The sequence below is a fragment of the Lysinibacillus sp. BNK-21 genome (genome assembly GCF_048684915.1).
GTDB lineage: Bacteria > Bacillota > Bacilli > Bacillales_A > Planococcaceae > Lysinibacillus > Lysinibacillus capsici.
On the sequence record NZ_JBLQTS010000001.1, the window covers coordinates 2,063,962 to 2,089,528 of the forward strand.

Here is a 25,567-nt window from a genome sequence, read left to right on the forward strand (position 1 = left end):
TCCCTGAAAAGTTTCAAAAATTTTGAACGAAATGCAACAATGTTGAGTCTAATGAGAGAAGGAGGCGAAAAAGGATGAAATTTGAATTAGAGCAGCGTGCTATACGTGGAGATCAAGAAGCGATACTTTCACTGATTGAAATGGATGAGGATATTTTATATCGCATGGCCTTTACATATATGAAAAATGAGCAAGATGCTATGGACGTGATGCAGGAGCTTGTTTACAAGGCACTCAAAAAAATGCATACCGTTCAACAGCACGAATATGCCAGAACATGGCTTGTGCGCGTCTTAATCAATTGCTGTAAAGACCATTTACGAAAACGTCCGCCGACTGTTCAGATTGAGGAACACCACTTATCTGAATGGGTCATCTACTCAGATATGGAGAGATTATTGGAACATTTATCTTTGTCAGAGCAGCAACTCGTCTATATGAAGTATTTCCAGCAACTAAAAAATAAAGAAATTGCTGAGCTCAATCAAATTCCTGAGGGTACTGTGAAATCGAAGCTTCATCACATTTTAAAGAAGCTTAGAAGCTTTGCTAGAGAGAAGGAGGACTGGCTATGAGTAAACCATTAATTGACGTTCCAAAGGAGAAACTGCAACAAGTTCGCATGGACATGTTTCGAAAGGTTCAACGAGAAAAAAGAAGAAAGAAGCGCATTGTTTCGGTTGCATGCATCTCCATGCTTTGCCTAAGCCTTCTCTTTTCAATTCGCGTCTCGCCAACGATTGCTAGCCAAGTTGCCAAAATACCCGGCTTTCAAGCAATTGTAACAGCGATTGCAATAGATAAAGGAATAAAAGATATTGTAGACCATGAATACTATGAAGAAATCAATGTGACGCAATCTAGAAAAGGTCTAGCACTTACATTGCAGGGCGTGATTGCCGACAATTTAGGATTTGTCCTGTTCTATGACGCTGATGCCTCATTTGATATTTCAAAATTAAACTTAGAGAAAGTTCAATTGTTTCAAGGAGCTGAGGAGATTGAATGCGGCTGTACGTTTACCATGAATGCTAGCAATCAAACATACATCTCTTCATCCGTGAAATATAGTTTTTTAAAGCCTATCGCCTATACTTCCAAGGATTTTAAAGCAGTTTTTCACTTTCAGGATGAAGAGAAAGGTAACATTGTAATATCTTTACCGTTTTCACTGAAAAACGAGATCGCAAAGGAGAAAATTTTTACTGCAAATCGTACGATCGATGTCAATGGGCAGAAATTTACGATTACACAAATTCGCCGTTCGCCATTAAAAGTGGCACTCGATATTGAGGTAGCCAAAGATAATACAATGCAACTATTAGCGCTAGATGATGTTGCCATCATGACAGAAAGCGGTGAACGTAGAGAAAGTATTAGAAATGACATTTCAACAGACGGGAATATTCGCGATGGCAAATTTACGCTCTATTTGCAAAGTAATTATTTCGATGATCCAGCGTCATTGACGGTTATGATTGGCGCCGTTCAAGCTGTGCCAAAGGGTGAGGATTTTATCGAAGTTGATTTTGGCACAAAAGAGATAATCACGAAGCCTACTTATTTTAAGGGGGACATTTCAATAGTGCAGCAAAGTGTAGCAGTTAAGATGAAAAAAAATAATGAAGGCAAATTATTAATGCTCTCTGACGCCATAAAAGAAGATGGCACGCCATTAGAATTCAAAAGTTTGACTATTTCTCGAGACGAGCAGTATGTAGTGGAGACATCACAATTTGAAGAATATAATGGAAAAGCTAAGCTATATTTAAACTATTACCCTAATCCGATTGGTGAAAATATTGAAGTAAACATTCCATTGCAATAAAATGCAGCAGCTGTTCAAAAAGACGAACCTTTTTGAATAGCTGTTTTGCTATTTTGACTGCAAGGATTGGGGGCTTCTTTTCTGAACAACTTGATAGATGATAGATTAAAGAGGCACTTGATTTAGTCAAAACAGAGGTAACGATATGTTTAGATTCGAAGCGGTTATCTTTTCTAGAATTAGTTACATAGCTAGCTCTTTTTTCTTTTTGAACTTACAATGGTTGTAGAGCGATGATGGTATAATTACTTTAAACGGAGGTGGAAAATGGACTCTTTAGAATTAAACAAATCAAAATATATGGTCTCTAATATCAAAGACATTTTGCATAATAAGCTTATTCTTGCAAAACCGTTGACTAAAGATGACATCAATAAAATAAACCTAGTCAATCCCCCTGTATACAATAAAGAAAAGTATCTTATTCAGGAACAGTGGTTATACAGCATGAATATTGGGGAATGGGAGGATGTAGAGATTATTATCCAAGGAAATAATGAAAATCCTGAGGTGAGAATAATCGAACTAGCAGAAAGAATTTTCGATGAACTCCATTTACATATAAGCCGCGCATTGGCGTATTTACATAAGTTTTTTCCTAATCAAGAAATAAACAGTTATTATTTATCCACAATAAGCTTTGGAAATATGGCTAACTTCGATAGTTATATCTTTTCAGGCTTTAGTTTAGATTTTATTTATGAGGGTCACTTTGAGTTTCAGTATAAAGTGAAATTTAAAGAAAATGGTTGGCCTATTGGTTTTGAGGGTGGACCACTTTAATTCAAGGGGGAAGAAATAGTTATCCCATGACAAAATCGTTTTGAAAAGAGGGAGCTGAATGGAAGGTTTTTTCTTCATACTGATAGGCTTTTTAATTGTTGTTGCAAATGTGATTGGGTTTGTATTCTACAAAAAAAAGAAAAATCTATATAATGCTGCTTTTATCATTTTACTACTGGCAGGTGTATTTGGTGGACTAGGAAGTGTATTAGCACTAATTATTATTCGTGATCCCTTTGCATTATTCTATGGATTGAACATTGCCTATTATTTACTCATTAATAGTTTGATTGTATTTATTCTGGCGATTTTAGTTACGATCATTAAAAAATATACTAGTAGTAGAACCATATAATTAACTATCGTGGTGCGTGAGCATTAGTTGTTTATGAACGAATTACTATTAAAAACGTTAGGGGGGACGCTATGCATAACTTGTCAGGAAAGGTTATTCTTATCACAGGTGCAAGCTCTGGGATTGGATTTGCCACGGCTGAGCTAGTGGCAAAATACGGGGCTAAAGTAATTATCAATTATCATACAAATGTGGAAGGTGCCAACGAAGCTGTCCAACGAATTCAAGAACAAGGTGGAGACGCCATTGCTATTCAAGCTAATATTGTGAATAAAGAAGAAGTGAACGCAATGATTGAGCAGGCTATTTCTACATTCGGCACGATTGATGTTTTAGTGAATAACGCTGGAGGCGGCATCCGTCAAAGTACTTTTATGGAGATGAGTGAAGAGCTATGGGAAGAAACATTCAAGCTAAATGTCAATAGTGTGCTCTTATGCTCTCAAGAAGTATTAAGACATATGATTCCGAAGAAATGCGGAAAAATTATTAATGTCTCTTCTGCAGCAGCACGTATTGGTGGAGCAGGGGAAAGTATTCATTATGCATCTGCTAAGGGAGCTATCAATACAATGACGATTGGTATGTCCAGAGAATTAATTGAATATGGAATTATCGTGAACGGGGTAGCTCCTGGAATGGTCGAAACACCCTTTCACGAAAAATTTGCTCCTGGCGACAATCGGCTTGAACGAATGGCTTCCTCTGTACCAATTAAACGAGCTGCAGCGCCTAAAGAGATAGCAGAAGTAATTGCCTTCCTTTCTTCTGATGCCTCAAATTACATCCTTGGAGAAATTATACATGTGAGTGGCGGTAGATAAATAAAAAATAGGCAAATTATTATTGCTTTCGTCTATTATACTAACAGTCGTAAATTTCGGATTCTAAACAAGCTCCACCTTAGATGTCCTTAAATTTGGGGGCAAAAAAGGTAGGACTTGTTTCGCTTATTTTATTAAATCCGACACTACTTGAACAATTAAGAACAAAAAAATGATTGGTAAAATAATTTGAATCCATTTTGTTTGGATATACGGAACGATCTTTAAACCTAAGAAAGAGCCAGCAATAGAGCCAAGTGACACAGGGATAGCAATTCCCCAATTAACAATGCCAGTAAAGTAATAAAAGAGAAAAGCACCTGTACAGCTTGATAACGAGAGCATTCTCGTTAACTCGACTGCTTTTAAATAATGGTATTGTTTTTTCAAGAAATAGGTTATATTCATTAGAGCTGAGCCTGGTCCAAAACCACCGTCATATATGGAAATTGCAAATGGAATAAGCTTGTTCAAGGGTTGTTCCTCTGTTTCTTTTACATCTTTGACAATCCATTTATTACTGCAAAGGACAATCAGAAATGCAAAAATTAAGCTTATACAAGCGACGACATTCATGATTTGTTCTGATAAGAGGATTGCGAATAATGCCCCAAATACACCACCTATACTAGCAACAAACATGAAAGAAAAATACTTTTTTACAGATAAATGTCCTTTTATGACAAATGAAACAACATTTGATAGGGCTGATAAGCCTGTCGCAAATTTATTAACGGCAACGGTTGTGTGAATTGGAATGCCGACGAGTAACAATGAAGGCATCAAAATAAAGCCTGCTGCACCAAAAAGAACGCCTATTATGGCTGCGAGTAAACCAATTGTAAATAAAATAACTCCTTTTACTGTTAACCATTCATGTAGTAAAATTTCCATTCAATCACCTCAATACTTAAATTACTGGTAAACTATACATAAAACAAATATATAATTATTGCTTATTCATAAATATTATTTATGGATAGAAAGGTTGGAATGGAATGAATTTACATGCATTGAGGATCTTTACGAATGTAGCCAAGCTTGGGGGAATTACTGCAGCGGCGAATAGTATACTACTAAGTCAACCTGCTGTTACCATACAAATTCGAAAATTAGAGAATGAAATAGGGGCAAAATTGATTGAAGGTAAAGGGCGTGGAATTCAATTAACGCCAGAGGGGAAGTTTTTATACGAGCAAGGCATGCGTTTATTTTACTTAGAAGCACAAATCGATGAGAAGCTTGGTAAGTTTTTAGCAAAGGAAGACAAAATACATATTGCGTCTTCTTACATCCCTATTAATTATATACTTCCGCCTATCATAGCTAAATACAAGCTTGCGCATCCTCAAATTGAATTTTTTGTATCGTTAGGCAATGTTCAATCTGTGGAGGAGCAAGTTCTGAATTATGAAGTAGATTTTGGCTTTGTCGTTCAAAGTAAATTTGGTCATGAAGATTTACAATTTGAAAAGGTATTGGATATCCCGTTTTGGTTTATAGTCCATCCTTCACATCCTCTAGCAAATCAAACTGTCTCCATCTATGAATTATCGAACGAGGACTTTATTTATCGGGAACGTGGTAGCTCGACACTCGATTTATTGGAGTCCATTTTTTACACATTTAATGCGCCATTACCTAAATTAGGGCTTCAGATGCAGGGCTTACACGAATCCATAAAAGTAGTGGAAGCGGGGTACGGCATGACTTTAGCTCCGTCCTATAGTGTAGATGAAAGTATAGCAAACGGGAAACTGGCTCAAGTGTATGTTGAGCAGGCAGCTATTCAGCAAAGTTTATTTATTTGTTCTCGAAAAACCGATCTCATGGAGCAACCATTTTTGCAATACTTAAAAACGCATTTAAATGCATTAAACTAACCACTTTATTTGGCATAAATAAGACTTCTCTAAATTTAAGTGAAGAATTTAGAGAAGTTTATTTATGATGATAATTAACACAGAAAATTCAGAAAAATATTATTATAAAAGTATTTTTCCCTCTATTGAAACAACTGCTGCTCCTGCTACTTCAATAACAGCATTCTCCCCATCAGGTGTGATCGTGACATAAAGAGTCCCAGGTCTATTAATCGTATGTCCTTGCCCAATTACTAATTGATGTTTTTCTTGTGGAGCTAGTATATTTTCTAGATATAAATAACCACCTAATGCACCGTTTGCTGCCCCTGTAACTGGATCTTCATCGATCCCTATATTTGGGCAAAAATCTCTTGTATAAATATCAAATTCCCCATTTGTGTCAAAGGTAAAGAGGTGAGTGGTTGATATGTTAAAATGATTGTTCATCTTTTTAAGCTCATTTAATTTAGGTTCTGCTTGATCAATTGCTTGACGTGTTTTAACGGGAACCATAAGATGTGGGACCCCTGTGTTCGCTATTTTTATCGGGTATCGATCATCAATGTCCGTTTCCTCTAAACCGACAAGGTCCGCAACGACTTCAGGGCTAATGTCTATACTTTTTACATGGGGACGTACTTGAGTCATGGACACGTTCTTTAAGTGATTGTTTTCCGTAATCCATTTTACAGGAATTAGTCCAATGTTTGATTCAAAAATTATTTTCTCGTCCTTATCAATCCAATTGTACTTATTAGCCATTAACCATGCTGTACCTAACGTAGCGTGACCGCAAAAGTCAACTTCTTTTGTAGGAGTAAAATATTTTATTTGATAATCTGCATTTACATTTGTTGATGGTAAAAGAAAGGCCGTTTCCGAAAGGTTTAATTCATTGGCTATGTTTAGCATTTCCTCATCTGTTAAATTTTCTGCATGAGGTATGACGCCAGCTGGATTTCCTCCAAACGTTTCTGTGGTGAATGCATCAACATAAAAAAACTCTACCACTTTTTTCATTGCTATCTCCTCCTTCATTCTACGATTATTGTAGTATGATAGAATTGATAAGTAAAATTCATGTTTTTGATTATCAACATGAGGAAGTCGAATGGAAAGTTAAATCTTATACGGAGGTTAGCTTGTGAACCTTTTGCAAATAGAAATATTCGTCAAAGTAGTCGATATTGGGAATTTCACAAAAGCAGGAGAAATATTGGCGATGACACAATCGGGCATAAGCCATAATATCGCTTCATTAGAGTCAGAACTCGGTATTAAACTTTTGAATAGAGGAAGAAACGGCATCTCATTAACAGATAGTGGAGAACGTATCATCAACAATATGAGAAATATCTTATCCGAAGCAGAAAGCATTAAACAAGAAGCGGCATCTATTTTAGGAATACAAAACGGAAAAATAAATATTGGCAGCTTTTCAAGTTTCGCTTCAAAAGTGTTGCCAACAATCATATCACGGTTTAAAGGAGAGTTTAAGGGAATTGAAATAAACTTTTATGAGGGGAGCTATGACCAAATTACACGTTGGGTAGAAGAGGGGAAAGTGGATATAGGTTTTACATCTTTAAGTAACCCTATGGATCATTTGGAGGCTACTACCATAGTAAGAGATAGATTAGTAGCAATCGTACCGATTAATCATCATCTTGCCATAAATGAACAAGTAAAGGCGGAAGAACTTCAAGGGGAGGCTTTTATTATGCCTCAGCTAGGATGTGAAGTGAGTGTTAAGAAGTTTTTACAGGAACAAGAGGTATCCCCAAACATAGAGTTTAATGTGGAAGAAAATCAAACAATCATTGCAATGGTACGTGAAGGATTAGGCATTACAATCATACCAGAACTAGCTTTACCCTATAATTTAGCAGGTACCATTGTAAAACCTCTCTTACCCGAACCTTTCCGAGAAATAAGCATCATTACTCGCTCAAAGAAGCAACCCCTTCCCGCTGTCAAAGAGTTTATAAAAACAACCATGGATTGTATTAAAGAATTACAGCTATAAGAATTCTGTGTCCATTGCGATTGTTCATCATCATTGTGCTTTTGTAGAAGCATAAAACATACCTACGTAAGAGCATGTTTTGATTCATTTCTTCAAGACATGCTCAAATCAAGGTGATGATATTTAGTAAAGAACACGCCATAAATAGAAGGTAGCGTAGGATTCCCAGTTTTTCCATGGTATCGAGAGCGCTAAAATTTCCTCTTTCGTAGGCTTTTGGTTCATATTACGTAATGTTTTTATTGAATTAATCAGACCTACATCATCGATTGGAAAAGCTGTCTGAAACCTTAGGCAGCGCATTAGCACGTAATTGGCTGTCCAAGGTCCGATTCCTCGTATTTTGATTAAGCTTTTTTCTGCCTCTTTAAAATTCATTTTCATTAATTGTTCCTTCGATAATTCTCCGCATGCCATTAATCTTGCAATGCCAATGATATATTCACTTTTTTTAACCGTCATTTTAATAGCTGCTAGATCAGTAGGTTCTAACTGTGCAATTCGTTCGTATGGAGGGAATACCCAATACTTTTTACCATTCCATTCGATAGAATCGCCAAAGCTTTCTACAAATTGTCTCTTTAAAGAGTAGGCAAAGGCAAGGTTGATTTGTTGCCCTAAAACGCCCCAGCATAACGCTTCAAATAAATCGGGAATGCCGATAACTCGTAATCCATAGAATTTTTGGGCAGGTATTTTAAGTAATGGATCTGTATTTGCCATTTCATAAAATGGCGTTAAATCGTTATCAAGATCAAACCATTCAATTATATATGTTGCAATTTTTTCCCGCTCCCTCTTTTCAATAGGCCTAGAACCATTTAGGAATTGAACAACCATTTGTTGATTATCGATTACGCTTATCTGTACTAAAGACTGCATTTCTCCAATGGCTATCACTTTTGTGATGATATTGTTCTCTATTTCATACAGGCATTCATTTTTTTCTCTTGTTAAATAGCCTAGATTTGCATTTATATCAAAATTTGCTGGTAAGGTAATGATCATCACATCGTCAACGTCATGCCATATCACTTTTTCATTCTCCTTTTCAACATACACAGTTTGTTAGTTTACTTTATCATAAAAGTAGCTTTACTCATTTTGTTATCTTGCTATTCCATTCTAAACGCCTTATTTTTTTCTATTGATGAGGTTATAGTGTTACTTATTAAGAAGGCTAAGGAGGGAATAAAAATGGTCCAAGATATTCAAACACGTGTTGGCGGCTTGGAGTGGGATTCCATTCAACATGAACTAGATAAGCAAGGATTTGCAAAGCTTCCAGTAATTTTAACAAAAGAGGAATGTGAATTCTTAATAGGGTTGTATGGTACAGAAGAGCCATATAGAACGACCATTAATATGACCAGGTATCGCTTTGGGGAGGGGGAATACAAATATTTTTCCTATCCATTGCCTGAAATTATCGAAAGTCTAAGAGAGTCCTTTTATCAAGAATTGGCCAAAACAGCTAATCGATGGTTAGGTTATTTAAAGAAAACAGCGCAGTTTCCAGCTCAGCTTCAAGATTTTTTGAACACTTGTGAAGAATTTGAACAAACTAGACCGACACCTTTACTCTTAAAGTATGAAACAGGTGGCTTTAATTGTTTGCATCAAGATTTATATGGCGATGTGTTCTTCCCGTTTCAAGTAGTATTTGTATTAAATCAACGCGAACAAGACTTTTTTGGTGGAGAATCCCTCCTAGTGGAACAAATTCCACGTGCTCAGAGTAGGGGACATGTCATTACGTTAGATCAAGGCAGTGCGCTCATCTTTCCTACAAACCATAGACCTGTTCTAGGGAAAAGGGGATATTATAAACATACGGTTCGTCATGGAGTAAGTACGATTACTGCTGGAGAACGATACGGTCTTGGCATCATTTTTCACGATTCTAAATAAAAAAACTTCAATATCTTGCTATTCCATATCTAGAATTGTACATTGTGAATTTTTAGGGAGTATATTGTAAGGAGAGGTGAGATAAATGCTGGATCCTATGAATGATGAAAATGATATTTTGAATAATGTAGAAATGATGACAGATGAAAAATGGCAAGCCATTATCACGAATGATACAGCGTACAACAATCAATTTTTTTATGCTGTCAAGTCAACAGGGATATTCTGTAAACCATCCTGTAAGTCTCGCGTTCCGAAAAAAGAGAATGTATGTATTTTTGCAACCGCAGAACAAGCACTCCAAGCAAATTTTCGCCCTTGTAAACGTTGCAAGCCTACTAATGAAAATTTGCCTGATAGCGAGTGGGTTGATATTATCACAGCATACATTGATCAAAATTTCGCTGAAAAATTAACGCTCGAATCATTAGCAATGATTTGTCATGGGAGTCCCTATCATATGCATCGAACATTTAAAAAGATTAAAGGCTTGACGCCCATTGAGTATATACAACAAGTTCGCGTACACGCGGCTAAAAAGTATTTGATTGAGACGAATAAAGCAATAGGCGATATTGCCATATGTGTGGGTATGGCGAATGCACCCTATTTTATTACTTTATTTAAAAAGAAAACAGGTGAGACCCCAGCGCAATTTCGTCAAATGAGAAAAATGGAGGAAATGAATGATGGAAATAAAAAATAAACCAACCCTTTTTTGGTCTTTACTCAAGTTTGAGGATTGGCATTTTTATATTGCTGCTACCTCCAAGGGCCTTGTGTTTGTTGGTTCACAGAACAAACCAATCGAGGAAATGTTTGAATGGGCGAAGAAACGCTTTCCAGGAAGTCCTTTTGTTGAAGATGAGGAAAAGCTTGAACCCTATGTCAATGAAATCATTCAGTATCTAGCAGGAAAGAGGCAAACCTTTACTATCCCATTTGAGTACGTAGGTACGCCATTTCAGCTAGCAGTCTGGCAAGCACTTTGTGAAATTCCTTATGGGCAGACGAAATCCTATTCAGACATTGCCCATGCTATCAATAAACCAGCAGCTGTTCGTGCTGTTGGAGCGGCTATTGGGGCTAATCCAGTGTTACTTACTGTACCGTGCCATCGTGTAACAGGAAAGAATGGCTCTTTAACAGGCTATCGGGGCGGATTAGCAATGAAGAAATTGCTCTTGGAACTTGAAAAGCGAGGTTCATCTAGCAATGCGTAATACTTGCTTTACATTGAATGGAGGTTTCGTATGAAAAGCGAATTATTCTATAAGCATCCAAAAACCATTTTGAATAAAGGAACTGGCTTTCTTTCTGGCTATACGCATTCGCTCAATCCTTATACAGGCTGTTCATTTGGATGTTCTTATTGCTATGTACGTCAAATGCCTGTATCTCTTTTTCGAGAAGGGGAATGGGGTAGTTGGGTCGATGTTAAAAACGGTGCGGCGAAAGTATTAAAAAAGGAGCTTCATCGTGCTAAAGCCAAAGGGCCTGTAACCATTTTTATGTCCTCAAGTACAGACCCGTATCAGCCAATAGAGCATAAGGAAAAAGTGACGCGATCTTTACTAGAGGTTATGCTAGAGGATCCCCCTGATTTCTTATTTGTACAGACGAGAAGTCCACTTGTCAGTCGAGATATTGATTTGCTGCGACAATTTAAAGAAAAAGTGCGGGTAAGTATGACAATTGAGACAGATTCGGAAACGATACGTAAACATTTTACGCCAATGGCACCTCCAATCCAAGCGCGTTTTAAGACATTGGAAAAATTAGCAGCTGCGGACATACCGACCCAAGTTGCTATCGCTCCCATTTTACCAAGTGGAGAATATTTTCCTTTGAAATTGAAGCAACTCGTCGATCGGATATGTATAGATGACTACTTCATGGGAGATGGCAGTGGTGGAAAACGCACAAGAAAACTTGAGATTGAGAAAAAATATGACCAACTTGGTTTAGAAGAATGGTATGGACCAGATGTAATAAAAAAAGTATACAACCGATTTATTGAAATCTTTCCAGAAAATCATGTTTATATAAGTCAGGCTGGGTTTGAGCCGTAAAATGCTGTAATAGATGGATTATAAAAATAGCCCCAATACCCATCTTTACTGAAGTGAGTATTAGGGTTTCTTCACATGATAGTATGATTAACGTTTGTTTTCATTTTGAATTTGACTGAAATCTACTTCTTCAGCAAACTCTTCTCTGTTTTTACGCTCATTGTTAGCATTTTGATTTTGATTCTGCTGTTTTTTGTTGTCTTGCGTTTTATTATTTTTATGTTTATTATTTCCCATTTTCATCTCACCTCCACCATTAGTGTGAGTGGAAGATGTTTTTTTATCCGTAGAACTTACATTTAATTCTTCAAGTAATGTGCTTTACTTTATTAAGGAGTACAGTATGAATGAAAATTATCCAAATTTAATTCTACGGTTCAAACTAGGGTAGGAAGTAATTGATAATGATAGCAGGTGGTTTATAAAAGGGCTATCACGCTGTTTGAATTACGACATTGACAAGACGAGAAAATAATTATTGTAGTCGATTAAAAATTGAAGCATACAGGAATGTCTTATATTTTTCCAGAAGATGTGAGGAAATACAAACTACATAGGTTTAGTCTTGAATGTAAAATATTTGATTTAAAGTATATTGCATTGCTAAAGTCGTATGCAATCAGGATTTAGGAATCCAACCAAGTATTTTTCATAAGATCTATTTTTTACATTATGCTTAAGGAGGCATCGTAGTGAACCAACACAAAATAATTATTACGCAATATACCCCCCAATACGCTGAACAAACAGTTGCTATGTGGCGAGATAGTAAGGAACAGGCGATTGGTCAAAAAGAAATTCATACCTTTGAAAGTCATGTATATTTCTTAAATCATCTATTAGCTGAGCAGTTTCACATCGATTTAGCGTTAATGGATGAAAAAGTAGTTGGCATGATTGCCTATAACGAAGAAGAAATAAGCCAACTATATATTCATATTGACTATCAAGGGATGGGCATAGGTCATACATTACTAGATAAAGTAAAAGCACAATCAAAAGGGCGATTAACTTTATACACATTTGAGGTTAATGAAAATGCCCAACGATTTTATGAAAAACATGGATTTAAAATCATAGGGAGAGGACATGAAAATGAAGAAAATTTAGCTGATATTCAATATGAATGGATAGCCAAATAAAAAATTTCACTAACGAGCTACTAAAAAGCGTTGTACATTTTGTATATACGCTTTTTTGTTTTTGATAAGATCTAAAAATGATGAAGAGGCAAACAATTTCCTTAACAGCTAAGATCACTCGAATGAGTAGTAGTCGAGCTTAGTTGCTTTTAATGCTCTTAAGAAGTTAATCAGTATCATCTGGTATAATAGAAAATAGATTTTTTTAGAACGGAGTAATTGATATGAATGGAGCGCAAAAAGCATTTTTTGAAGAAAAGGAGTGTTCACTTGGCGTTTATCTAAATGATGTGCAGAAGCAGGCCGTATTGCAGACGAATGGACCGCTGCTACTATTGGCATCTCCTGGTTCAGGAAAAACGACGACGATTATTATGCGTATTGGCTATATGATCGAGGCGCTTGGTGTCAAGCCTGCTCGCATAAAGGCTGTTACGTTTAGTAAGGCATCAGCAAATGATATGAAGGCACGTTTTGCAAAGTTTTTTCCGCATTTGCCACCAGTTGATTTTTCGACGATTCATAGTTTAGCATTTCAAGTTGTGCGGCAGACACTTGAACGTCAGGGCATTTCGTACGGGATTATCGAAGAAGCGGACGGGCCTGGTGTAATGTCAAAAAAACGAGTGCTTCGTGAGATTTTTGAACAATTAAATGGCTCCAAAATTACGGAAGATCAGTTAGACGAGCTACTGACGTACATAACGTTCATCAAAAATAAAATGCTGCCAGAACAGGAATGGGCAATTGCAGAAGTAAAGGTGCCAAGAAAAGTCGAGATTTTACAGCATTATGAGGAATATAAGCGCACAGCTAGTGACCGATTGCTCATTGATTTTGACGATATGCTGTTAATGGCGAATGATATTTTTACGAAAAATCGAGAGGTGTTGGCGCAATTTCAACGTCGATACGATTTTTATTTAACGGATGAAAGTCAGGATACATCGCCTGTTCAACATGCGATCATCGAGAAGCTTGTCGCTGTCCATCAAAATTTATGCGTCGTTGCCGATGAGGATCAGGCCATTTATAGCTGGCGCGGTGCAGAGCCAGATTATTTGTTGAATTTCCAAAAGATTTATCCAGAGGCACGTGTTTTACTAATGACACAAAATTATCGTTCATCTGCCTCGATTGTAGAGCCAGCCAATCTTTTCATTCAGCGAAATAAAAAACGATATAACAAACAAATGTTTACGCAAAATCATGCAGCAGAGCCAATCTCGTTTAAAATCCTAGAGAATTACAGCTTACAGGCCAAATATGTAGTGAATCAGTTAAAAAGCTTGTCTAAGCGTGGCTCAACGGCTGTTTTATATCGAAATAATACGTCAGCCATTCCTCTTATGGACGCATTAGACAGAGCGGGCTTGCCTTTCTATATGAAAGATTCCACCATTCGCTTTTTTACGCATTGGGTTGTGGAGGATATAATGAACTTCATGCGTCTAGCGTACAATACAAAAAATATCTCGATATTTGAAAAAGTTTACAGAAAAATGAATGCTTATATTACACCAACGCAATTAAAGGCACTGCAGAAAGTACCGGAGGATGGCTGTGTATTCTCACTATTACTAGAGCATGTGGAATTAAAGGATTATCAGCCTGAATATATTAAGCGAATTCGCAAAACGTATGATAGCATTCAATTTGATCAAACAACACCAACAGCCATGCTAGAGCATATCCGTTATGACTTTGGTTATGAGCGTGCCTTAAAGAAAATGAGCGAGGACCTCGGTTTTAATTATGAAAATTTACTAGATATTGTGGATGTACTTGGACTAATTGCTCGCCATACGTCGACGATGACTGAATTTGCGGGTCGTTTGAAGTACCTTGAAAATTTAGCACGTACATCTCATCTGAAAAATGAAATGAATGCCATTACATTAACAACCTTACACAGTTCAAAGGGCTTGGAATTTGACCGTGTGTATTTGATTGACTTAATTGATGGGATTTTACCTACTGAGACAGAAGAAGCAATAGAGGAAGAAACAAGACTCTTTTATGTCGGTATCACACGTGCAATTCGCCATTTGGAATTAATTTCGTACAGCAAGCGCTTTAAAGCAAGTGTGGTGCCATCAATATTTATGAAGGCGTTAAAGCAAATCGTTTCTCCTCAGGAATTACCAAAGAAAGCGTCGAAAAGTCCGAGGAAAGCATTGAAGCAATACCGTAATGATCAGACAATTACAACGGAGTCAGCGTTAATCGTTGGCTCAAAGGTGAAGCATGTGATGTTTGGAGAAGGAAAAATTTTGGAGGTCACAAGTAGCACGATCAAATTGTCATTTGATGCAGGGATAAAGCAGTTTATGACGGATACATGTTTACAGCAAGGCTATTTAGAAGCGGTTGAAGATTAATGCAGCGTATTCGAGATTTTTTCGAATACGCTTTTTATAGTGTGCAAAATAATAGCTAAACTTCTTATTTTCTCTTTCTATAGGATAAATATTCTATAAATCTCTTTGCTGCAAGTGACAGCGATTTTTGCTCTCTCATCGCAATCCCAATAGTTCGAAAAGCAGGGATCTCAAGCTCTTTCGCGATAATTTGGTAAGGAATGCGTTCTAAAATCAGTTCAGGTAATATACTGATTCCCAACCCGTTTTCCACCATTGACATAATGGCATAGTCGTCCCATGTTGTAAAAGAAATGTGCGGCGAGATATTGTGCTTCTCAAAAATTTCGGAGATTTCAGCTTTTGCGCCTTTTTCTAAAAGCATGAATGGACTGGTCAATAATTCACTTATAGGAAATTTATCGCAATCAGCAAGAGGATGATCCTGATGAATGACTACCAACAAACGGTCTTGCTCTACAAAGATTGTTTCCATTTTAGCTTTTGTTGGTAGTCGCAAAAATCCAAAGTCGACCCTACCTTCGATAATCCAGCTTTCGATTTCGGTGTAATCTCCTAAGAGTAACTCGAAATCAATCCCTGGATAATCCTGCTTAAAGAATTTGATCATATAAGGTAGCCAATGTGTTGCTACACTAGAAAATGTACCAATTCGGATGATTCCTGATTGGATATCATGTAAGTCTTCGATCTGCATCATTAACATTTCATGCTCATTACATATACGTTGTAATTGGGGCAGTAACTTTAAGCCATCGGATGTTAAACTGATTCCAGCACGACCTCGTTCAAAAAGGGAAATTCCCCATTCTGATTCTAAATCGTTGATCATACGGCTGATACCAGACTGTGTATAGTTTAATGCATCGGCAGCACTTGTAAAGCTCCCATATTCTACTGCTTTGACAAAGGCCATATATTTTTGGATATTCATTGCGCTATCCCCCTTGCATGCTATTTAGTTATGTGTAGCATGACAAACATTCAATTTTGTAATACATATAAGTATGCTATGCTATTCCCATTACAAAAGCAAGTTGAAAGGGAGTGGAAGGAAAGGACGAAAAAAACACCTAATAGTTCCTATTAAATTGCGGTAGGTTAGGGGAGTAGGCCATGAAATCTAATTTTCAATTTATCGTATCAATGATTATTTTTGGCACAATCGGTTTAGTTGTGCGTTACATTGATTTAGCGGCGAGTGAAAGAGCTTTACTAAGTAGTTTACTAGGATGCTTATTTTTATTCTTCATCTTCTCCATAATGAAGAAAAAAATATCCTGGAATTTAGTGAAATCGAATGCTTTATTTTTGTTTCTCTCAGGCGTTGCATTGGGAGGAAACTGGATTTTTCTCTATCAATCCTACGACCACACATCACTTGCCAATGCCACACTAGGATATTACTTTGCACCAGTATTTGTAATGATTCTTTCACCTGTTGTACTTAGGGAACAATTATCCATAAAAAAAATAATATGCATTGTCATAGCAATTATCGGTATGATAATGATTGTAGGAGAAGGGGTGAGTGCAACGGAATCAGATGATTTCCTTGGACTTACCTTTGGATTGATGGCAGCTGCGTTTTATGCGGCATTGTTACTTTTAAACAAATTTATTAAAGAGATGGACAAGCTAGAGCTGACCATTATTCAACTTGGAACAACTGCATTATTACTGCTGCCGTATGTTTTTTTGACAGAAGGCTTTGGGATTTTTGGATTATCAAGCGCATCTATTCCTTTTATTTTAATTTTAGGTATCGTTAATACAGGGATTGGATTTTGGTTGTTTTTCTCGGGAATGGAAAAATTGAAAGGGCAGAGTATTGCGATGCTAAGTTATGTCGATCCTTTTGTAGCAATATTGATTTCTGCAATGATATTGCAAGAGCAAATGACCCTAGTGCAAATTATCGGAGGGGTATTTTTATTAGGTTCTACATTTGTTAGCGAAATTCGATCTTTTAACTTTTCAAAACAACTCATGAAAAAACAAATAGAGTAACAATTTATCACGGGAGACTTAAATCGATAGTACATGGTATTTAACATTTATAGGGTTGTTCAATTACTAAGACAACAATCAGCCAATTCAAGTTGGCTAATTGTTGTTTTTTAAACTCTTGATAAGATGCTTGAGCTTCTTGATGAGTTTCTCCAAAACGTTAACTGCTAGTTCAGCTATGCCCTTAGCTAAGAGAGTTTAAGAACTTCAATATATCTATACATACCCTTTAACATAACAGATTCATCTCTTATAATTCTGAGCCTTTGATCATTTTGTTTAAACAACTCCTCAAAACTTCTACCAATATCTGTTCCTAACATACTTATAAATGGCCTTACCAATTTTTTTGTTAGCGTTAGTTTTTGATTTTTAGGAGCAAATTTATCAAAGATAAGAATTCTACCATCCTTCTTTAAAACTCTTATCATCTCTTCAAAGCATTTATTTTCATTAGGAACCACAGAAAGTATTAAACTAGCTACAATATAGTCAAATGATTCATCTGCAAAAGACATTTTTTGAGCATCCATTTCTAAAAAATTGATAGAAGAGTGCTCGAATTTATGTTGAGCTTTCGCTAGCATATCAGGAGAATAATCAATGGCAGTTATATCATAATCAACATAGTTGATTAATTCTAAATCAGCCCCAGTACCAATTCCTACATAGAGGATTTTTTGTTTACGCTGAAAAGGCACTTCTTGAAAAATCCTCTTTCTAGTCTTTAAAAAAGTACCTGTATTAAAAAATTTATCGTAAAAGGAAGAGCCAATTTTATAGATAATTTTGTTCCACGTATTATTCAATGCTACATCCAGCCTTTCTACAGAGCGTATGAACTTCTAAAATCCTGTGTCCCCTCCGAAAATAGGAGTGACCCACGCAATAATCTTTGTCATCATGTCAAAATATAATAAAATCCCATTAAAATCAATAATCATAAATGGATTTTTTGGAAGAAACGTAATTTGAGACAGCTTAAGAAAGGAAATTGAAAAAACCAGTACATTAATAAGTATGTATAATAAGCCTTTATCAGGGTTTGTTAGCCCTAAAGCCATTATTACAAGTTTCCAGCCAGTTGCGAAACCTGTCCCAAATTTAATCTAATATTCCTTTTCAGACAGTAAAAAATCTAACTTGAGGATGCCTACGTTTATTAGCTGAAGAGAGACCCATATTTTTTAAAATTTTGACAGACATATTAGGTAGTGCTAGTATGTTTGACACACATATTAGTGATATCGAATATAATCATATCAAAACATATTAGCTAAGTCTAATATGAATTGGAGGAGATTTTGTGACAGAAAAAAATATTGACTTAAAAATTAAACTAATTCATGGATTTTCAAACAAGGTAAGACTTCAAATTTTAGAGTGTATCAAAGAGAAAGAGAAGACAGTATCTCAAATCGTCGAGGAATTAAAGGGAAATCAGTCTAATATCTCTCAACACTTAGCCTGTTTAAAAGGGTGTGGCATTATTGTTGGTCGTAATGAAGGAAAATATTGCTACTATAGTTTGAGAAATGAGCGTATTCGCGAACTTCTTGAAATGTTTGATACGGTTTTAGAAGATGTTGATTCTGATGTCGCATGCTGTGCAAACCATGTAGATTAAAGATATATATAAATAAAAGCAGATTCCATAATTTATAGGGAAGGATGCAGGAGATTTGAAATTATGAGGAAATGGGTGTTCCGTAACTATATGAATGAGCTAGTACAGAAAAAATCAAAGATAGAGGAACATCTTTACTAATACGGTTAGTGGTCGTAAAGGTTTAATTAAGGTTAGTCCAAAGTAGAAAACTACCTGATCTGAATAGAAATTATAAAAGGGTTACTGAGATAATGTAACCCTTATTGAGGGAGGTCGTGACGGTCAACCAACGCCACCACCGTATAAGTGCGTGCGATACACTCAATATAAATTTGTGCAAATAAAGGCTAATTATACATAAAAAAAAAGCAGCGTCGTCACACGCTACAGTAATTTAATGAACATGTTAGGTGTTTCATAAAAGAGTTTAACAAAGATTATGAATGGAACCATGCTATAAAGATACAGAAGATAACTTGGATCCAAAAGGTTATGAAGATTATTTTTTCGTCAAACTCATATTCTGACACTTGTATGCTTTTGCTGAATTTTAGTAATCTTTTATTTTTACTTAATATGTGAGCTAATAATAATAAGTGTTATACCCGTAAATAAGCAAACGATTCTTGTCACAGGTATTTTATCTGCTAGTCCAAATAATGCAATTGCTGTCGTTACGATTAAAACTGTTGGACCAACCAAAGCAAGCATTGTATTAATATAAAATGCTTTTTCTAGATTATTTAACTTTAGCATCAACAATCCAGCACTTACTTCAATACTCCCAGACAATACACGTAAAATAACCATAGCAAGAACCGACTTTTCAATAATTGTCATCATCCTATCTTTATAGAAAATTTAATATAATTCCATCATGAATAGAATAATAGATTTTTGTTTTAATGAAATACTAAAATCAATATATGTATGATTCGTATCTAATATTCTTGTTAGATTATGCTTTAATCCTTAGACTAGGAATATAATTAAAGATTTTTTCCAATGTTTAGAATTATCATAATAAATGAGCTGTGTTTCTATAGTTGAAACACGGCTCATTTTTATTTTTAATCCCTATTTAGATAAATGCTCAATTCGAAAGCTATCAAAAAAATTCTAATTCTTATATCACGCTGCATATGCATATATTCTCCATATTTATAGTCTATACTTTATTTTCAAATGGACTATAGAAAGGTTGAGTGAGCGTATTTGTTAGAGCAATTAAATTTACTTCTTGCATTTGGTGCTGGATTATTATCATTTGTATCACCTTGTTCATTACCAGTGTATCCAGCTTTTCTATCTTATGTAACAGGAATATCCTTTAATGAACTAAAAGAAGAAAAAGGGATTTTGAGACGAAAATCTCTGATACATACCCTGCTTTTTTTACTTGGTTTTTCTATTATTTTTATGGCATTAGGTTTTTCAACTTCTTTTATCGGACAGATTTTTATTCAGTATAAAGAGTTCCTAAGACAAATTGGAGCAATTATCATGGTCTTTTTTGGATTAGTTATTCTAGGTTTTTTTAAAATCGATATTTTACAATCTGAAAAAAAGATTCATTTTAAAAAAAGGCCCAAAGGATATTTTGGTTCCGTACTTATTGGTATGGGTTTTGCAGCTGGATGGACACCTTGTACTGGACCAATTCTTGCAGGAGTAATAGCTTTAGGCGTGTCTGATCCTGGGAAGGGTATGTTGTACATGCTATTTTATGTGCTAGGTTTCTCTATACCTTTCCTAATAATGTCTTTATTTATCGGAAAAATGAAGTTTCTTCAAAGAAAAAATGGACTATTTATGAAAATAGGTGGTGCAATAATGATTGTGATGGGGGTTTTATTATACTTTGATATGATGACTAAAATTATTGCGTTTTTAACACCGATTTTTGGAGGATTTACTGGTTTCTAGTTTTACATATATAAGAGAGGAAGGGACCTAACTTCATTATGGATAAAAAAAAGAGAAGATTTCTTATGCGTTCAATTATATTAATTATATTATTTGGGGCAATATTCTTCACAGTCTATACAACTTTAACGCAAGATAAAAATGAAGTATTAAAAATAGGGGATGATGCTCCAAATTTTACTCTAGTTGATATGCATGGTGAGAAACATAATTTGGAGGAATACAAAGGACAAGGCGTCTTTTTAAACTTTTGGGGTACTTGGTGCAAACCTTGCGAAAGAGAATTTCCAATTATAGATAGATATTATAATGATTATAAAGAAAAGGGGATACAGGTATTAGCTATAAATATAGCAGAATCCGACTTCGTGGTTCAAAATTATATTGACCGAAAAGGTCTAACTTTCCCGGTTTTAATAGATAAAAATAAAAGTGTAATGGAAGCATATAATATCAATCCATTACCAACGACTATTCTTATTAATTCTGAGGGGAAAATAAAGGGGGATGGATTATGGAAGAAGCAGGTGAGTACCATCAAATGTATCAAAATTTACATACAATGGTACTATTATCTGTGGGAAATACGACTGTGGAAGTAATGGATCCACGTAAGGGATTGATAACATTGGATAAGGGAGCATTTTTTAATAGCTATGAAGCATTAGGCGAACAGGCAGTTGTTGTTTATTAACAATAGTTCATTATATGCAAGTAATAGGTTAAAAAAGATAGCGTTTAATCATGGAAGAAAAATTACTTCAATTACTTGAACAATCTGGATTATTTGCAATTTTGGTTAGTTTAATGATAAATACTTTGGTTAGTATTATAGGTATACTACCAAGTGTTTTTGTTACAGCTACTAACCTTGTGTTTTTTGGCGTATTCAACGGTTTGTTGATTTCTATTATCGGTGAATCACTTGGTGCAGTTATTAGCTTTATTTTATATAGAAAAGGAATCAATAAATGGAAAAGACCGTTCGTATTACACCCTAAACTTTTAAAATTAAAGGAATTGGAAGGGTCTGATGCATTTTGGATAATTGTCAGTTTAAGGATTTTACCTTTTATGTCATCAGGTCTTGTGACTTTTACTAGTGCATTTTCTAAGGTGTCTTTAGGCACATTTGCGCTTGCTAGTACGATTGGAAAAATACCAGCCTTAATCTTTGAAGCAGGAGCCGTATATGGTTTTATGCAAGTAAATTTAATAGGGAAAATTGTAATAAGTATCTTATTAATGTCAATTATCATTTTGATTTGGAAAGTTAAGAAGTAAAAAAAGTCATATCAAAGTTTTCTTAGATAGCGTGGTTAATACTTGTCTCATTTAATTACAAATCCATAATTTCTCCATACTTCTTTGTTATAGTGCCTATGTAAAGAATAAAAGGAGGAAACATAATGAAATCTAAACTTTTGGTTGCTTCATTATTGGTAGGCGCTATTATAATTTGGGGATGTAGTGCGGGTAATTCGGAATCTAATAATAATTCAAATATGGACCATTCTACTATGTCTGGTATGGACCATTCCAATATGAGTGATGAAGAAATGAAAAACATGGAGGGTATGGATAATAAAGATAGTAGCATGGAAAATGGTCATGCGAGTCATAACAATCCATTAGCATTAAATAATTCAACTGGGGAAAATGAGCTTGCGCTTCCACCTATTATTGAACCTAAAAATGGAATTGTTGATATTACTGCTCAAAAAGGAACGACAGAAATCCTTAAGGGAACTAAAACAGAGACATATGGATATAATGGTTCCTTTTTAGGGCCAATCATTCGTATTTATAAAGATCAAACGGTAACGTTTAGAACTAAAAATGACTTATCTGAACCAACAACATTTCACTGGCATGGATTAGAAATCCCCGGAAATGGTGATGGAGGTCCACACCAAGTCTTAGAGCCAGGTGTAACAGAAGATGTAAATTTTACAGTTAATCAAGGAGCATCTACGCTGTGGTTCCATCCACATCCAGAAGGTGCTACAGCAGAGCAAGTATATAAAGGTTTAGCTGGCTTAATTTATATTGATGATGAAAATTCGCAAAAAATCAATTTACCGAATGAGTATGGTGTGAATGATTTTCCGTTAGTATTCCAAGATAGACAATTTACTGAAGAAAAGCAATTAAATTATCAAGCAGTCCTTAATGAGGATGGTACAATAGGAGATACTTTGTTAATTAATGGTACTGTGAATCCTAAACTTACAGTCAGTAAAGAAAAAATAAGACTACGATTATTAAACGGTTCTAATGCTCGTAATTATACGTTTAAATTGAATAATGGAGCTACATTCCAACAAATTGCTACTGATGGAGGTTTCTTAAATCAACCAACTGATATGAAAGAAATTACCTTAACACCAGGTGAGCGAGCAGAGGTAATAGTGGATTTTTCAAAGATGGATGACAAAACTGATATAGCATTAATAAATGAAGAAGGAATTACCCTTTTACCATTTAAAATTGAACAAAAAGCTGCAAGTACAAGTAACATTGCACAAAAATTAAATGATTTTGGTGTTACGGAAGAGGAAAAAACCTTACCAGTTACAAAGAAACTTGAACTTTTTGGTATGGGCACAATGGTTTCAATCAATGGTTCACAGTTTGATATGAATCGCATTGATTTCACTCAAAAACAGGGAGATACTGAAATTTGGGAAATTTATAATAAACCTGATATGATGGGTGGCATGACACATCCTTTCCACATACATGGCACTCAATTTAAAATCGTGTCGATTGATGGGAAAGAACCTCCTTTAAATTTAAAAGGGTGGAAGGATACGGTTTCAGTTGAAGCTGGTCAAACAGTTAAATTAGCAGTGAAGTTCAATAATAAAGGCATTTACATGTTCCATTGCCATGTCCTTGAACATGAAGAAAATGGGATGATGGGTCAAGTTGAAGTAAAATAAAATAGTTTAAAAACCTCCATATATTTGGAGGTTTTTTAGATGTCATTCAAGAGTGGATTTTAAACGACTTAAAACACCAGATAAAGCCATTTCGAGCCATTTAAATGCTTTCTGTTGCTTTAAAGACTTCTAGGATACGACCTTTTTGTAACTTAACAATTAAATAAGCTACCATTAGTCTGAAAACTAATTTTTGTTCAACAAACGGGCCAGCTTGTTGAATAACAGTCTTTTAAGAAATGTTACCTAACGACGCTTTTGTAAAAATAATATTGTTGTTTAATTTACAATTAAGTCATTTAAAAAATAATATAGTTGTTTTTATTCCACGAACAGAGCAGGTTAGTGGAAGCAATCTAAGTGTCTTATGTTTTTCAAATTAAGCATACCGATAATTTTATATTTTATTACTTAACATTATGATTATCTTGGGAGCGAGGTATTTTATCGGTGAGTGTATACAAACCATGTAATGCTGGCTGTTAATAATGCTGACGAAATCAACGCTGTAAGAATACTATATGTTTGCCAAATAAGTATCGTTGACCAATCGATAGCATAGCACAGTATACCAAGGACAATCGTAGCCATCAGGAAAATAACTGTTATGATTATTCTCTTTTTTGTCATTGGCTGTCTCTTATTCATTTTCTTTTTTCGTAATCCTAAGAGAAATAGCAGAACAGCCAATAGGCAAAGAATAATAGTGATAGACGACAAAATGATATCCAAAAGCTGTGTGCCACTTATTTCATATGACTGAGTTAGATTGCCGTCTAATATATCTTTAACTTTTAGTACCAAGTTTATATTGGTATTTGCGCCGTTGCTCAGCAAGCAGACGGCTGTTCTGTCATTTAGCAGTATGGCTACTTCGGTTCGGAAATTTGGATTGCCCCCAGTATGTTCGATAATTGTTTGGTCGGCGTTTACCGACCAGCCTGCCGCATAATACATATCGTTGACAGCCGAGACAGACATATCACCCCTATGTGATTTTTCGATAACCGTGTGAAATATTTCGGGTATGTCCTGCACAATACCCATCTGTATGCCCATCCAACGTGCCATATCTTTTGTATTAGAAATGATGTAGCCTGCGGGTTTGTTCCCAGCATAATCCGGAGCTTTAAATGGAGTTGTCATAAAAAAGGAAGAACGGTAGCCTTGTGCCAACTGTCCAGTGGCTTGAGCATCTTCTTTATAAACATACGTCTGGTGAAGACCTAACGGCTGAAATACTTGTTCCTTCATAAAGTCTTCATAGCTTTGTTGCGACACAATCTCAATAACCAAACCCAATACGTCATAATTAACGGTTCCATAGTTATACTGTTCACCAGGATTGAACGCCAATTCAGCATCTACGAGCATTTCCACAGTCTTTTGCAACATATCCGGTGTATTGCCTTGTGGAATATTTTGAGTATGCCTAATATTTGTTAGACCACTGGTATGGTGAAGAAAGTTATTTAGTGTAAGGCTTTGCGTATCAACAGGTTTTCCTTGATACTTTAACGTAAACCAAGGTAAATATTTTTGCACAGGGTCCGTCATTGAGAGCAGCCCTTGCTCTTCCAACAGCATAATACCCATACCAGTAAAAGCTTTACTGACTGAGGCTAACTCATAGAGTGTATTTTCACTTGCAGTCAACCCCTTTTCACGGTCAGCATACCCTGAAGAAAAGTAGAACACTTCATCATCGACAATTATTGAGATTGAAATTCCTGGAACACCTGATATTCGAGAGGCATCATCTAGCAACGCTTGTATTGCCGCAGATTTCGAATCTGACAGTGCATAACTTTGTGTTGTGGATCCTAAGAATAATATAAATATCATTAATACAACAACAATAATCTTTTTCATAAACACTCCTTTTTGAAA

The 25,567-nt window shown here is 35.5% G+C and carries 27 protein-coding genes and 1 pseudogene; 20 read left to right on the forward strand and 8 right to left on the reverse strand.

The features are described from left to right. Positions 1 to 74 precede the first annotated feature (74 nt). The 5 genes from ACMGGO_RS10510 (at position 75) to ACMGGO_RS10530 (ending at position 3,790) form a co-directional block, all read left to right on the forward strand. Entirely contained in the window at positions 75 to 575 is a 501-nt protein-coding gene (locus ACMGGO_RS10510; protein ID WP_115673645.1) for a sigma-70 family RNA polymerase sigma factor, read from the forward strand. Beyond that, on the forward strand, positions 572 to 1,828 hold the full coding sequence (locus ACMGGO_RS10515; protein WP_048393031.1) for a DUF4179 domain-containing protein: 1,257 nt from the start codon (positions 572 to 574) through the stop codon (positions 1,826 to 1,828). The genes ACMGGO_RS10510 and ACMGGO_RS10515 overlap by 4 nt, the downstream gene beginning before the upstream one ends. Positions 1,829 to 2,095: 267 nt before the next feature. Beyond that, the gene (locus ACMGGO_RS10520) at positions 2,096 to 2,611 is read left to right on the forward strand and encodes a hypothetical protein (protein ID WP_420281877.1); all 516 of its coding nucleotides are present in this window, start codon (positions 2,096 to 2,098) and stop codon (positions 2,609 to 2,611) included. A 58-nt stretch (positions 2,612 to 2,669) separates the two neighbouring features. Then, a complete protein-coding gene (locus ACMGGO_RS10525) occupies positions 2,670 to 2,966 on the forward strand; it encodes a hypothetical protein (protein WP_048393027.1) in 297 nt (98 codons plus the stop codon). Positions 2,967 to 3,037: 71 nt separating this feature from the next. Further along, the gene (locus ACMGGO_RS10530; RefSeq protein ID WP_349531726.1) at positions 3,038 to 3,790 is read left to right on the forward strand and encodes an SDR family NAD(P)-dependent oxidoreductase; all 753 of its coding nucleotides are present in this window, start codon (positions 3,038 to 3,040) and stop codon (positions 3,788 to 3,790) included. Between the two features lie 126 nt (positions 3,791 to 3,916). Here ACMGGO_RS10530 and ACMGGO_RS10535 read toward each other — a convergent pair whose 3' ends face one another. After that, positions 3,917 to 4,684, reverse strand: coding sequence for a sulfite exporter TauE/SafE family protein (locus ACMGGO_RS10535; protein WP_259419469.1), 768 nt, complete (start codon positions 4,682 to 4,684; stop codon positions 3,917 to 3,919). A gap of 104 nt (positions 4,685 to 4,788) precedes the next feature. Between ACMGGO_RS10535 and ACMGGO_RS10540 the strand changes: the two genes are divergently transcribed. Further along, the gene (locus ACMGGO_RS10540; RefSeq protein WP_420281878.1) at positions 4,789 to 5,673 is read left to right on the forward strand and encodes a LysR family transcriptional regulator; all 885 of its coding nucleotides are present in this window, start codon (positions 4,789 to 4,791) and stop codon (positions 5,671 to 5,673) included. A gap of 102 nt (positions 5,674 to 5,775) precedes the next feature. Here ACMGGO_RS10540 and ACMGGO_RS10545 read toward each other — a convergent pair whose 3' ends face one another. After that, the gene (locus ACMGGO_RS10545) at positions 5,776 to 6,675 is read right to left on the reverse strand and encodes a PhzF family phenazine biosynthesis protein (protein ID WP_420281879.1); all 900 of its coding nucleotides are present in this window, start codon (positions 6,673 to 6,675) and stop codon (positions 5,776 to 5,778) included. 124 nt (positions 6,676 to 6,799) lie between these two features. On the opposite strand from ACMGGO_RS10545, the gene ACMGGO_RS10550 reads away from it, so the two are divergent. Then, a complete protein-coding gene (locus ACMGGO_RS10550) occupies positions 6,800 to 7,681 on the forward strand; it encodes a LysR family transcriptional regulator (RefSeq protein ID WP_420281880.1) in 882 nt (293 codons plus the stop codon). 123 nt (positions 7,682 to 7,804) lie between these two features. On the opposite strand, the gene ACMGGO_RS10555 is transcribed toward ACMGGO_RS10550, so the two are convergent. Continuing rightward, a complete protein-coding gene (locus ACMGGO_RS10555; protein ID WP_420281881.1) occupies positions 7,805 to 8,716 on the reverse strand; it encodes a DNA glycosylase in 912 nt (303 codons plus the stop codon). A 162-nt stretch (positions 8,717 to 8,878) separates the two neighbouring features. Between ACMGGO_RS10555 and ACMGGO_RS10560 the strand changes: the two genes are divergently transcribed. The 4 genes from ACMGGO_RS10560 to ACMGGO_RS10575 all read left to right on the forward strand — a co-directional run bounded on the left by ACMGGO_RS10560 (position 8,879) and on the right by ACMGGO_RS10575 (position 11,664). After that, entirely contained in the window at positions 8,879 to 9,592 is a 714-nt protein-coding gene (locus ACMGGO_RS10560; RefSeq protein WP_281216397.1) for a 2OG-Fe(II) oxygenase, read from the forward strand. Positions 9,593 to 9,677: 85 nt separating this feature from the next. Continuing rightward, a complete protein-coding gene (locus tag ACMGGO_RS10565; protein WP_259419463.1) occupies positions 9,678 to 10,298 on the forward strand; it encodes a bifunctional transcriptional activator/DNA repair enzyme AdaA in 621 nt (206 codons plus the stop codon). Further along, on the forward strand, positions 10,282 to 10,815 hold the full coding sequence (gene adaB / locus ACMGGO_RS10570; RefSeq protein ID WP_054550483.1) for a methylated-DNA--[protein]-cysteine S-methyltransferase: 534 nt from the start codon (positions 10,282 to 10,284) through the stop codon (positions 10,813 to 10,815). The genes ACMGGO_RS10565 and adaB overlap by 17 nt, the downstream gene beginning before the upstream one ends. Before the next feature lie 30 nt (positions 10,816 to 10,845). Then, entirely contained in the window at positions 10,846 to 11,664 is an 819-nt protein-coding gene (locus ACMGGO_RS10575; protein ID WP_374805559.1) for an SPL family radical SAM protein, read from the forward strand. A gap of 87 nt (positions 11,665 to 11,751) precedes the next feature. Here the strand turns inward: ACMGGO_RS10575 and ACMGGO_RS10580 are convergent, their stop codons facing one another. Next, positions 11,752 to 11,901: a hypothetical protein gene (locus ACMGGO_RS10580; RefSeq protein ID WP_016992948.1), complete on the reverse strand. Its 150-nt coding sequence runs from the start codon at positions 11,899 to 11,901 to the stop codon at positions 11,752 to 11,754. A 455-nt stretch (positions 11,902 to 12,356) separates the two neighbouring features. On the opposite strand from ACMGGO_RS10580, the gene ACMGGO_RS10585 reads away from it, so the two are divergent. Next, positions 12,357 to 12,806 carry a GNAT family N-acetyltransferase gene (locus tag ACMGGO_RS10585; RefSeq protein ID WP_054550210.1) on the forward strand — a complete coding sequence of 150 codons (450 nt, stop codon included), beginning with the start codon at positions 12,357 to 12,359 and terminating at the stop codon, positions 12,804 to 12,806. Positions 12,807 to 13,030: 224 nt separating this feature from the next. Continuing rightward, positions 13,031 to 15,187: an ATP-dependent helicase gene (locus ACMGGO_RS10590; RefSeq protein ID WP_374805558.1), complete on the forward strand. Its 2,157-nt coding sequence runs from the start codon at positions 13,031 to 13,033 to the stop codon at positions 15,185 to 15,187. A gap of 64 nt (positions 15,188 to 15,251) precedes the next feature. Here the strand turns inward: ACMGGO_RS10590 and ACMGGO_RS10595 are convergent, their stop codons facing one another. Continuing rightward, positions 15,252 to 16,121, reverse strand: coding sequence for a LysR family transcriptional regulator (locus ACMGGO_RS10595; RefSeq protein WP_319839204.1), 870 nt, complete (start codon positions 16,119 to 16,121; stop codon positions 15,252 to 15,254). A gap of 182 nt (positions 16,122 to 16,303) precedes the next feature. On the opposite strand from ACMGGO_RS10595, the gene ACMGGO_RS10600 reads away from it, so the two are divergent. Further along, positions 16,304 to 17,197, forward strand: coding sequence for a DMT family transporter (locus tag ACMGGO_RS10600; protein ID WP_374805557.1), 894 nt, complete (start codon positions 16,304 to 16,306; stop codon positions 17,195 to 17,197). Between the two features lie 188 nt (positions 17,198 to 17,385). Here ACMGGO_RS10600 and ACMGGO_RS10605 read toward each other — a convergent pair whose 3' ends face one another. After that, complete coding sequence (locus tag ACMGGO_RS10605) at positions 17,386 to 18,006, reverse strand: class I SAM-dependent methyltransferase (RefSeq protein WP_048392989.1); 621 nt, start codon at positions 18,004 to 18,006, stop codon at positions 17,386 to 17,388. 497 nt (positions 18,007 to 18,503) lie between these two features. Between ACMGGO_RS10605 and ACMGGO_RS10610 the strand changes: the two genes are divergently transcribed. Continuing rightward, positions 18,504 to 18,824, forward strand: coding sequence for an ArsR/SmtB family transcription factor (locus ACMGGO_RS10610; protein ID WP_374805556.1), 321 nt, complete (start codon positions 18,504 to 18,506; stop codon positions 18,822 to 18,824). A gap of 549 nt (positions 18,825 to 19,373) precedes the next feature. On the opposite strand, the gene ACMGGO_RS10615 is transcribed toward ACMGGO_RS10610, so the two are convergent. Then, a complete protein-coding gene (locus ACMGGO_RS10615; protein WP_048395961.1) occupies positions 19,374 to 19,649 on the reverse strand; it encodes a YqhV family protein in 276 nt (91 codons plus the stop codon). 372 nt (positions 19,650 to 20,021) lie between these two features. Here ACMGGO_RS10615 and ACMGGO_RS10620 point away from each other — a divergent pair, with 372 nt between their 5' ends. From ACMGGO_RS10620 to ACMGGO_RS10640, 5 genes and pseudogenes are all read left to right on the forward strand, one after another. Next, a complete protein-coding gene (locus ACMGGO_RS10620; RefSeq protein ID WP_420281882.1) occupies positions 20,022 to 20,732 on the forward strand; it encodes a cytochrome c biogenesis CcdA family protein in 711 nt (236 codons plus the stop codon). A 38-nt stretch (positions 20,733 to 20,770) separates the two neighbouring features. After that, positions 20,771 to 21,226: pseudogene (resA, locus tag ACMGGO_RS10625) on the forward strand (thiol-disulfide oxidoreductase ResA); the annotation flags it as partial. A gap of 20 nt (positions 21,227 to 21,246) precedes the next feature. Continuing rightward, on the forward strand, positions 21,247 to 21,426 hold the full coding sequence (locus tag ACMGGO_RS10630) for a hypothetical protein (RefSeq protein ID WP_374805584.1): 180 nt from the start codon (positions 21,247 to 21,249) through the stop codon (positions 21,424 to 21,426). 50 nt (positions 21,427 to 21,476) lie between these two features. Beyond that, the gene (locus ACMGGO_RS10635; RefSeq protein ID WP_115673635.1) at positions 21,477 to 22,016 is read left to right on the forward strand and encodes a TVP38/TMEM64 family protein; all 540 of its coding nucleotides are present in this window, start codon (positions 21,477 to 21,479) and stop codon (positions 22,014 to 22,016) included. A 125-nt stretch (positions 22,017 to 22,141) separates the two neighbouring features. Beyond that, entirely contained in the window at positions 22,142 to 23,677 is a 1,536-nt protein-coding gene (locus tag ACMGGO_RS10640) for a multicopper oxidase family protein (RefSeq protein ID WP_374805555.1), read from the forward strand. A 444-nt stretch (positions 23,678 to 24,121) separates the two neighbouring features. On the opposite strand, the gene ACMGGO_RS10645 is transcribed toward ACMGGO_RS10640, so the two are convergent. Then, positions 24,122 to 25,549, reverse strand: coding sequence for a serine hydrolase domain-containing protein (locus ACMGGO_RS10645; protein WP_279495089.1), 1,428 nt, complete (start codon positions 25,547 to 25,549; stop codon positions 24,122 to 24,124). Positions 25,550 to 25,567: the final 18 nt, after the last annotated feature.

Excerpts from the sequence above, each read along its gene's own strand:
- ACMGGO_RS10510 (WP_115673645.1), top strand. The coding sequence starts at position 75 with ATGAAATTTGAATTAGAGCAGCGTGCTATACGTGGAGATCAAGAAGCG.
- ACMGGO_RS10515 (WP_048393031.1), top strand. The coding sequence starts at position 572 with ATGAGTAAACCATTAATTGACGTTCCAAAGGAGAAACTGCAACAAGTT.
- ACMGGO_RS10520 (WP_420281877.1), top strand. The coding sequence starts at position 2,096 with ATGGACTCTTTAGAATTAAACAAATCAAAATATATGGTCTCTAATATC.
- ACMGGO_RS10525 (WP_048393027.1), top strand. The coding sequence starts at position 2,670 with ATGGAAGGTTTTTTCTTCATACTGATAGGCTTTTTAATTGTTGTTGCA.
- ACMGGO_RS10530 (WP_349531726.1), top strand. The coding sequence starts at position 3,038 with ATGCATAACTTGTCAGGAAAGGTTATTCTTATCACAGGTGCAAGCTCT.
- ACMGGO_RS10535 (WP_259419469.1), bottom strand. The coding sequence starts at position 4,684 with ATGGAAATTTTACTACATGAATGGTTAACAGTAAAAGGAGTTATTTTA.
- ACMGGO_RS10540 (WP_420281878.1), top strand. The coding sequence starts at position 4,789 with ATGAATTTACATGCATTGAGGATCTTTACGAATGTAGCCAAGCTTGGG.
- ACMGGO_RS10545 (WP_420281879.1), bottom strand. The coding sequence starts at position 6,675 with ATGAAAAAAGTGGTAGAGTTTTTTTATGTTGATGCATTCACCACAGAA.
- ACMGGO_RS10560 (WP_281216397.1), top strand. The coding sequence starts at position 8,879 with ATGGTCCAAGATATTCAAACACGTGTTGGCGGCTTGGAGTGGGATTCC.
- ACMGGO_RS10565 (WP_259419463.1), top strand. The coding sequence starts at position 9,678 with ATGCTGGATCCTATGAATGATGAAAATGATATTTTGAATAATGTAGAA.
- adaB (WP_054550483.1), top strand. The coding sequence starts at position 10,282 with ATGGAAATAAAAAATAAACCAACCCTTTTTTGGTCTTTACTCAAGTTT.
- ACMGGO_RS10575 (WP_374805559.1), top strand. The coding sequence starts at position 10,846 with ATGAAAAGCGAATTATTCTATAAGCATCCAAAAACCATTTTGAATAAA.
- ACMGGO_RS10580 (WP_016992948.1), bottom strand. The coding sequence starts at position 11,901 with ATGGGAAATAATAAACATAAAAATAATAAAACGCAAGACAACAAAAAA.
- ACMGGO_RS10590 (WP_374805558.1), top strand. The coding sequence starts at position 13,031 with ATGAATGGAGCGCAAAAAGCATTTTTTGAAGAAAAGGAGTGTTCACTT.
- ACMGGO_RS10595 (WP_319839204.1), bottom strand. The coding sequence starts at position 16,121 with ATGAATATCCAAAAATATATGGCCTTTGTCAAAGCAGTAGAATATGGG.
- ACMGGO_RS10600 (WP_374805557.1), top strand. The coding sequence starts at position 16,304 with ATGAAATCTAATTTTCAATTTATCGTATCAATGATTATTTTTGGCACA.
- ACMGGO_RS10615 (WP_048395961.1), bottom strand. The coding sequence starts at position 19,649 with ATGATGACAATTATTGAAAAGTCGGTTCTTGCTATGGTTATTTTACGT.
- ACMGGO_RS10630 (WP_374805584.1), top strand. The coding sequence starts at position 21,247 with ATGGAAGAAGCAGGTGAGTACCATCAAATGTATCAAAATTTACATACA.
- ACMGGO_RS10635 (WP_115673635.1), top strand. The coding sequence starts at position 21,477 with ATGGAAGAAAAATTACTTCAATTACTTGAACAATCTGGATTATTTGCA.
- ACMGGO_RS10640 (WP_374805555.1), top strand. The coding sequence starts at position 22,142 with ATGAAATCTAAACTTTTGGTTGCTTCATTATTGGTAGGCGCTATTATA.
- ACMGGO_RS10645 (WP_279495089.1), bottom strand. The coding sequence starts at position 25,549 with ATGAAAAAGATTATTGTTGTTGTATTAATGATATTTATATTATTCTTA.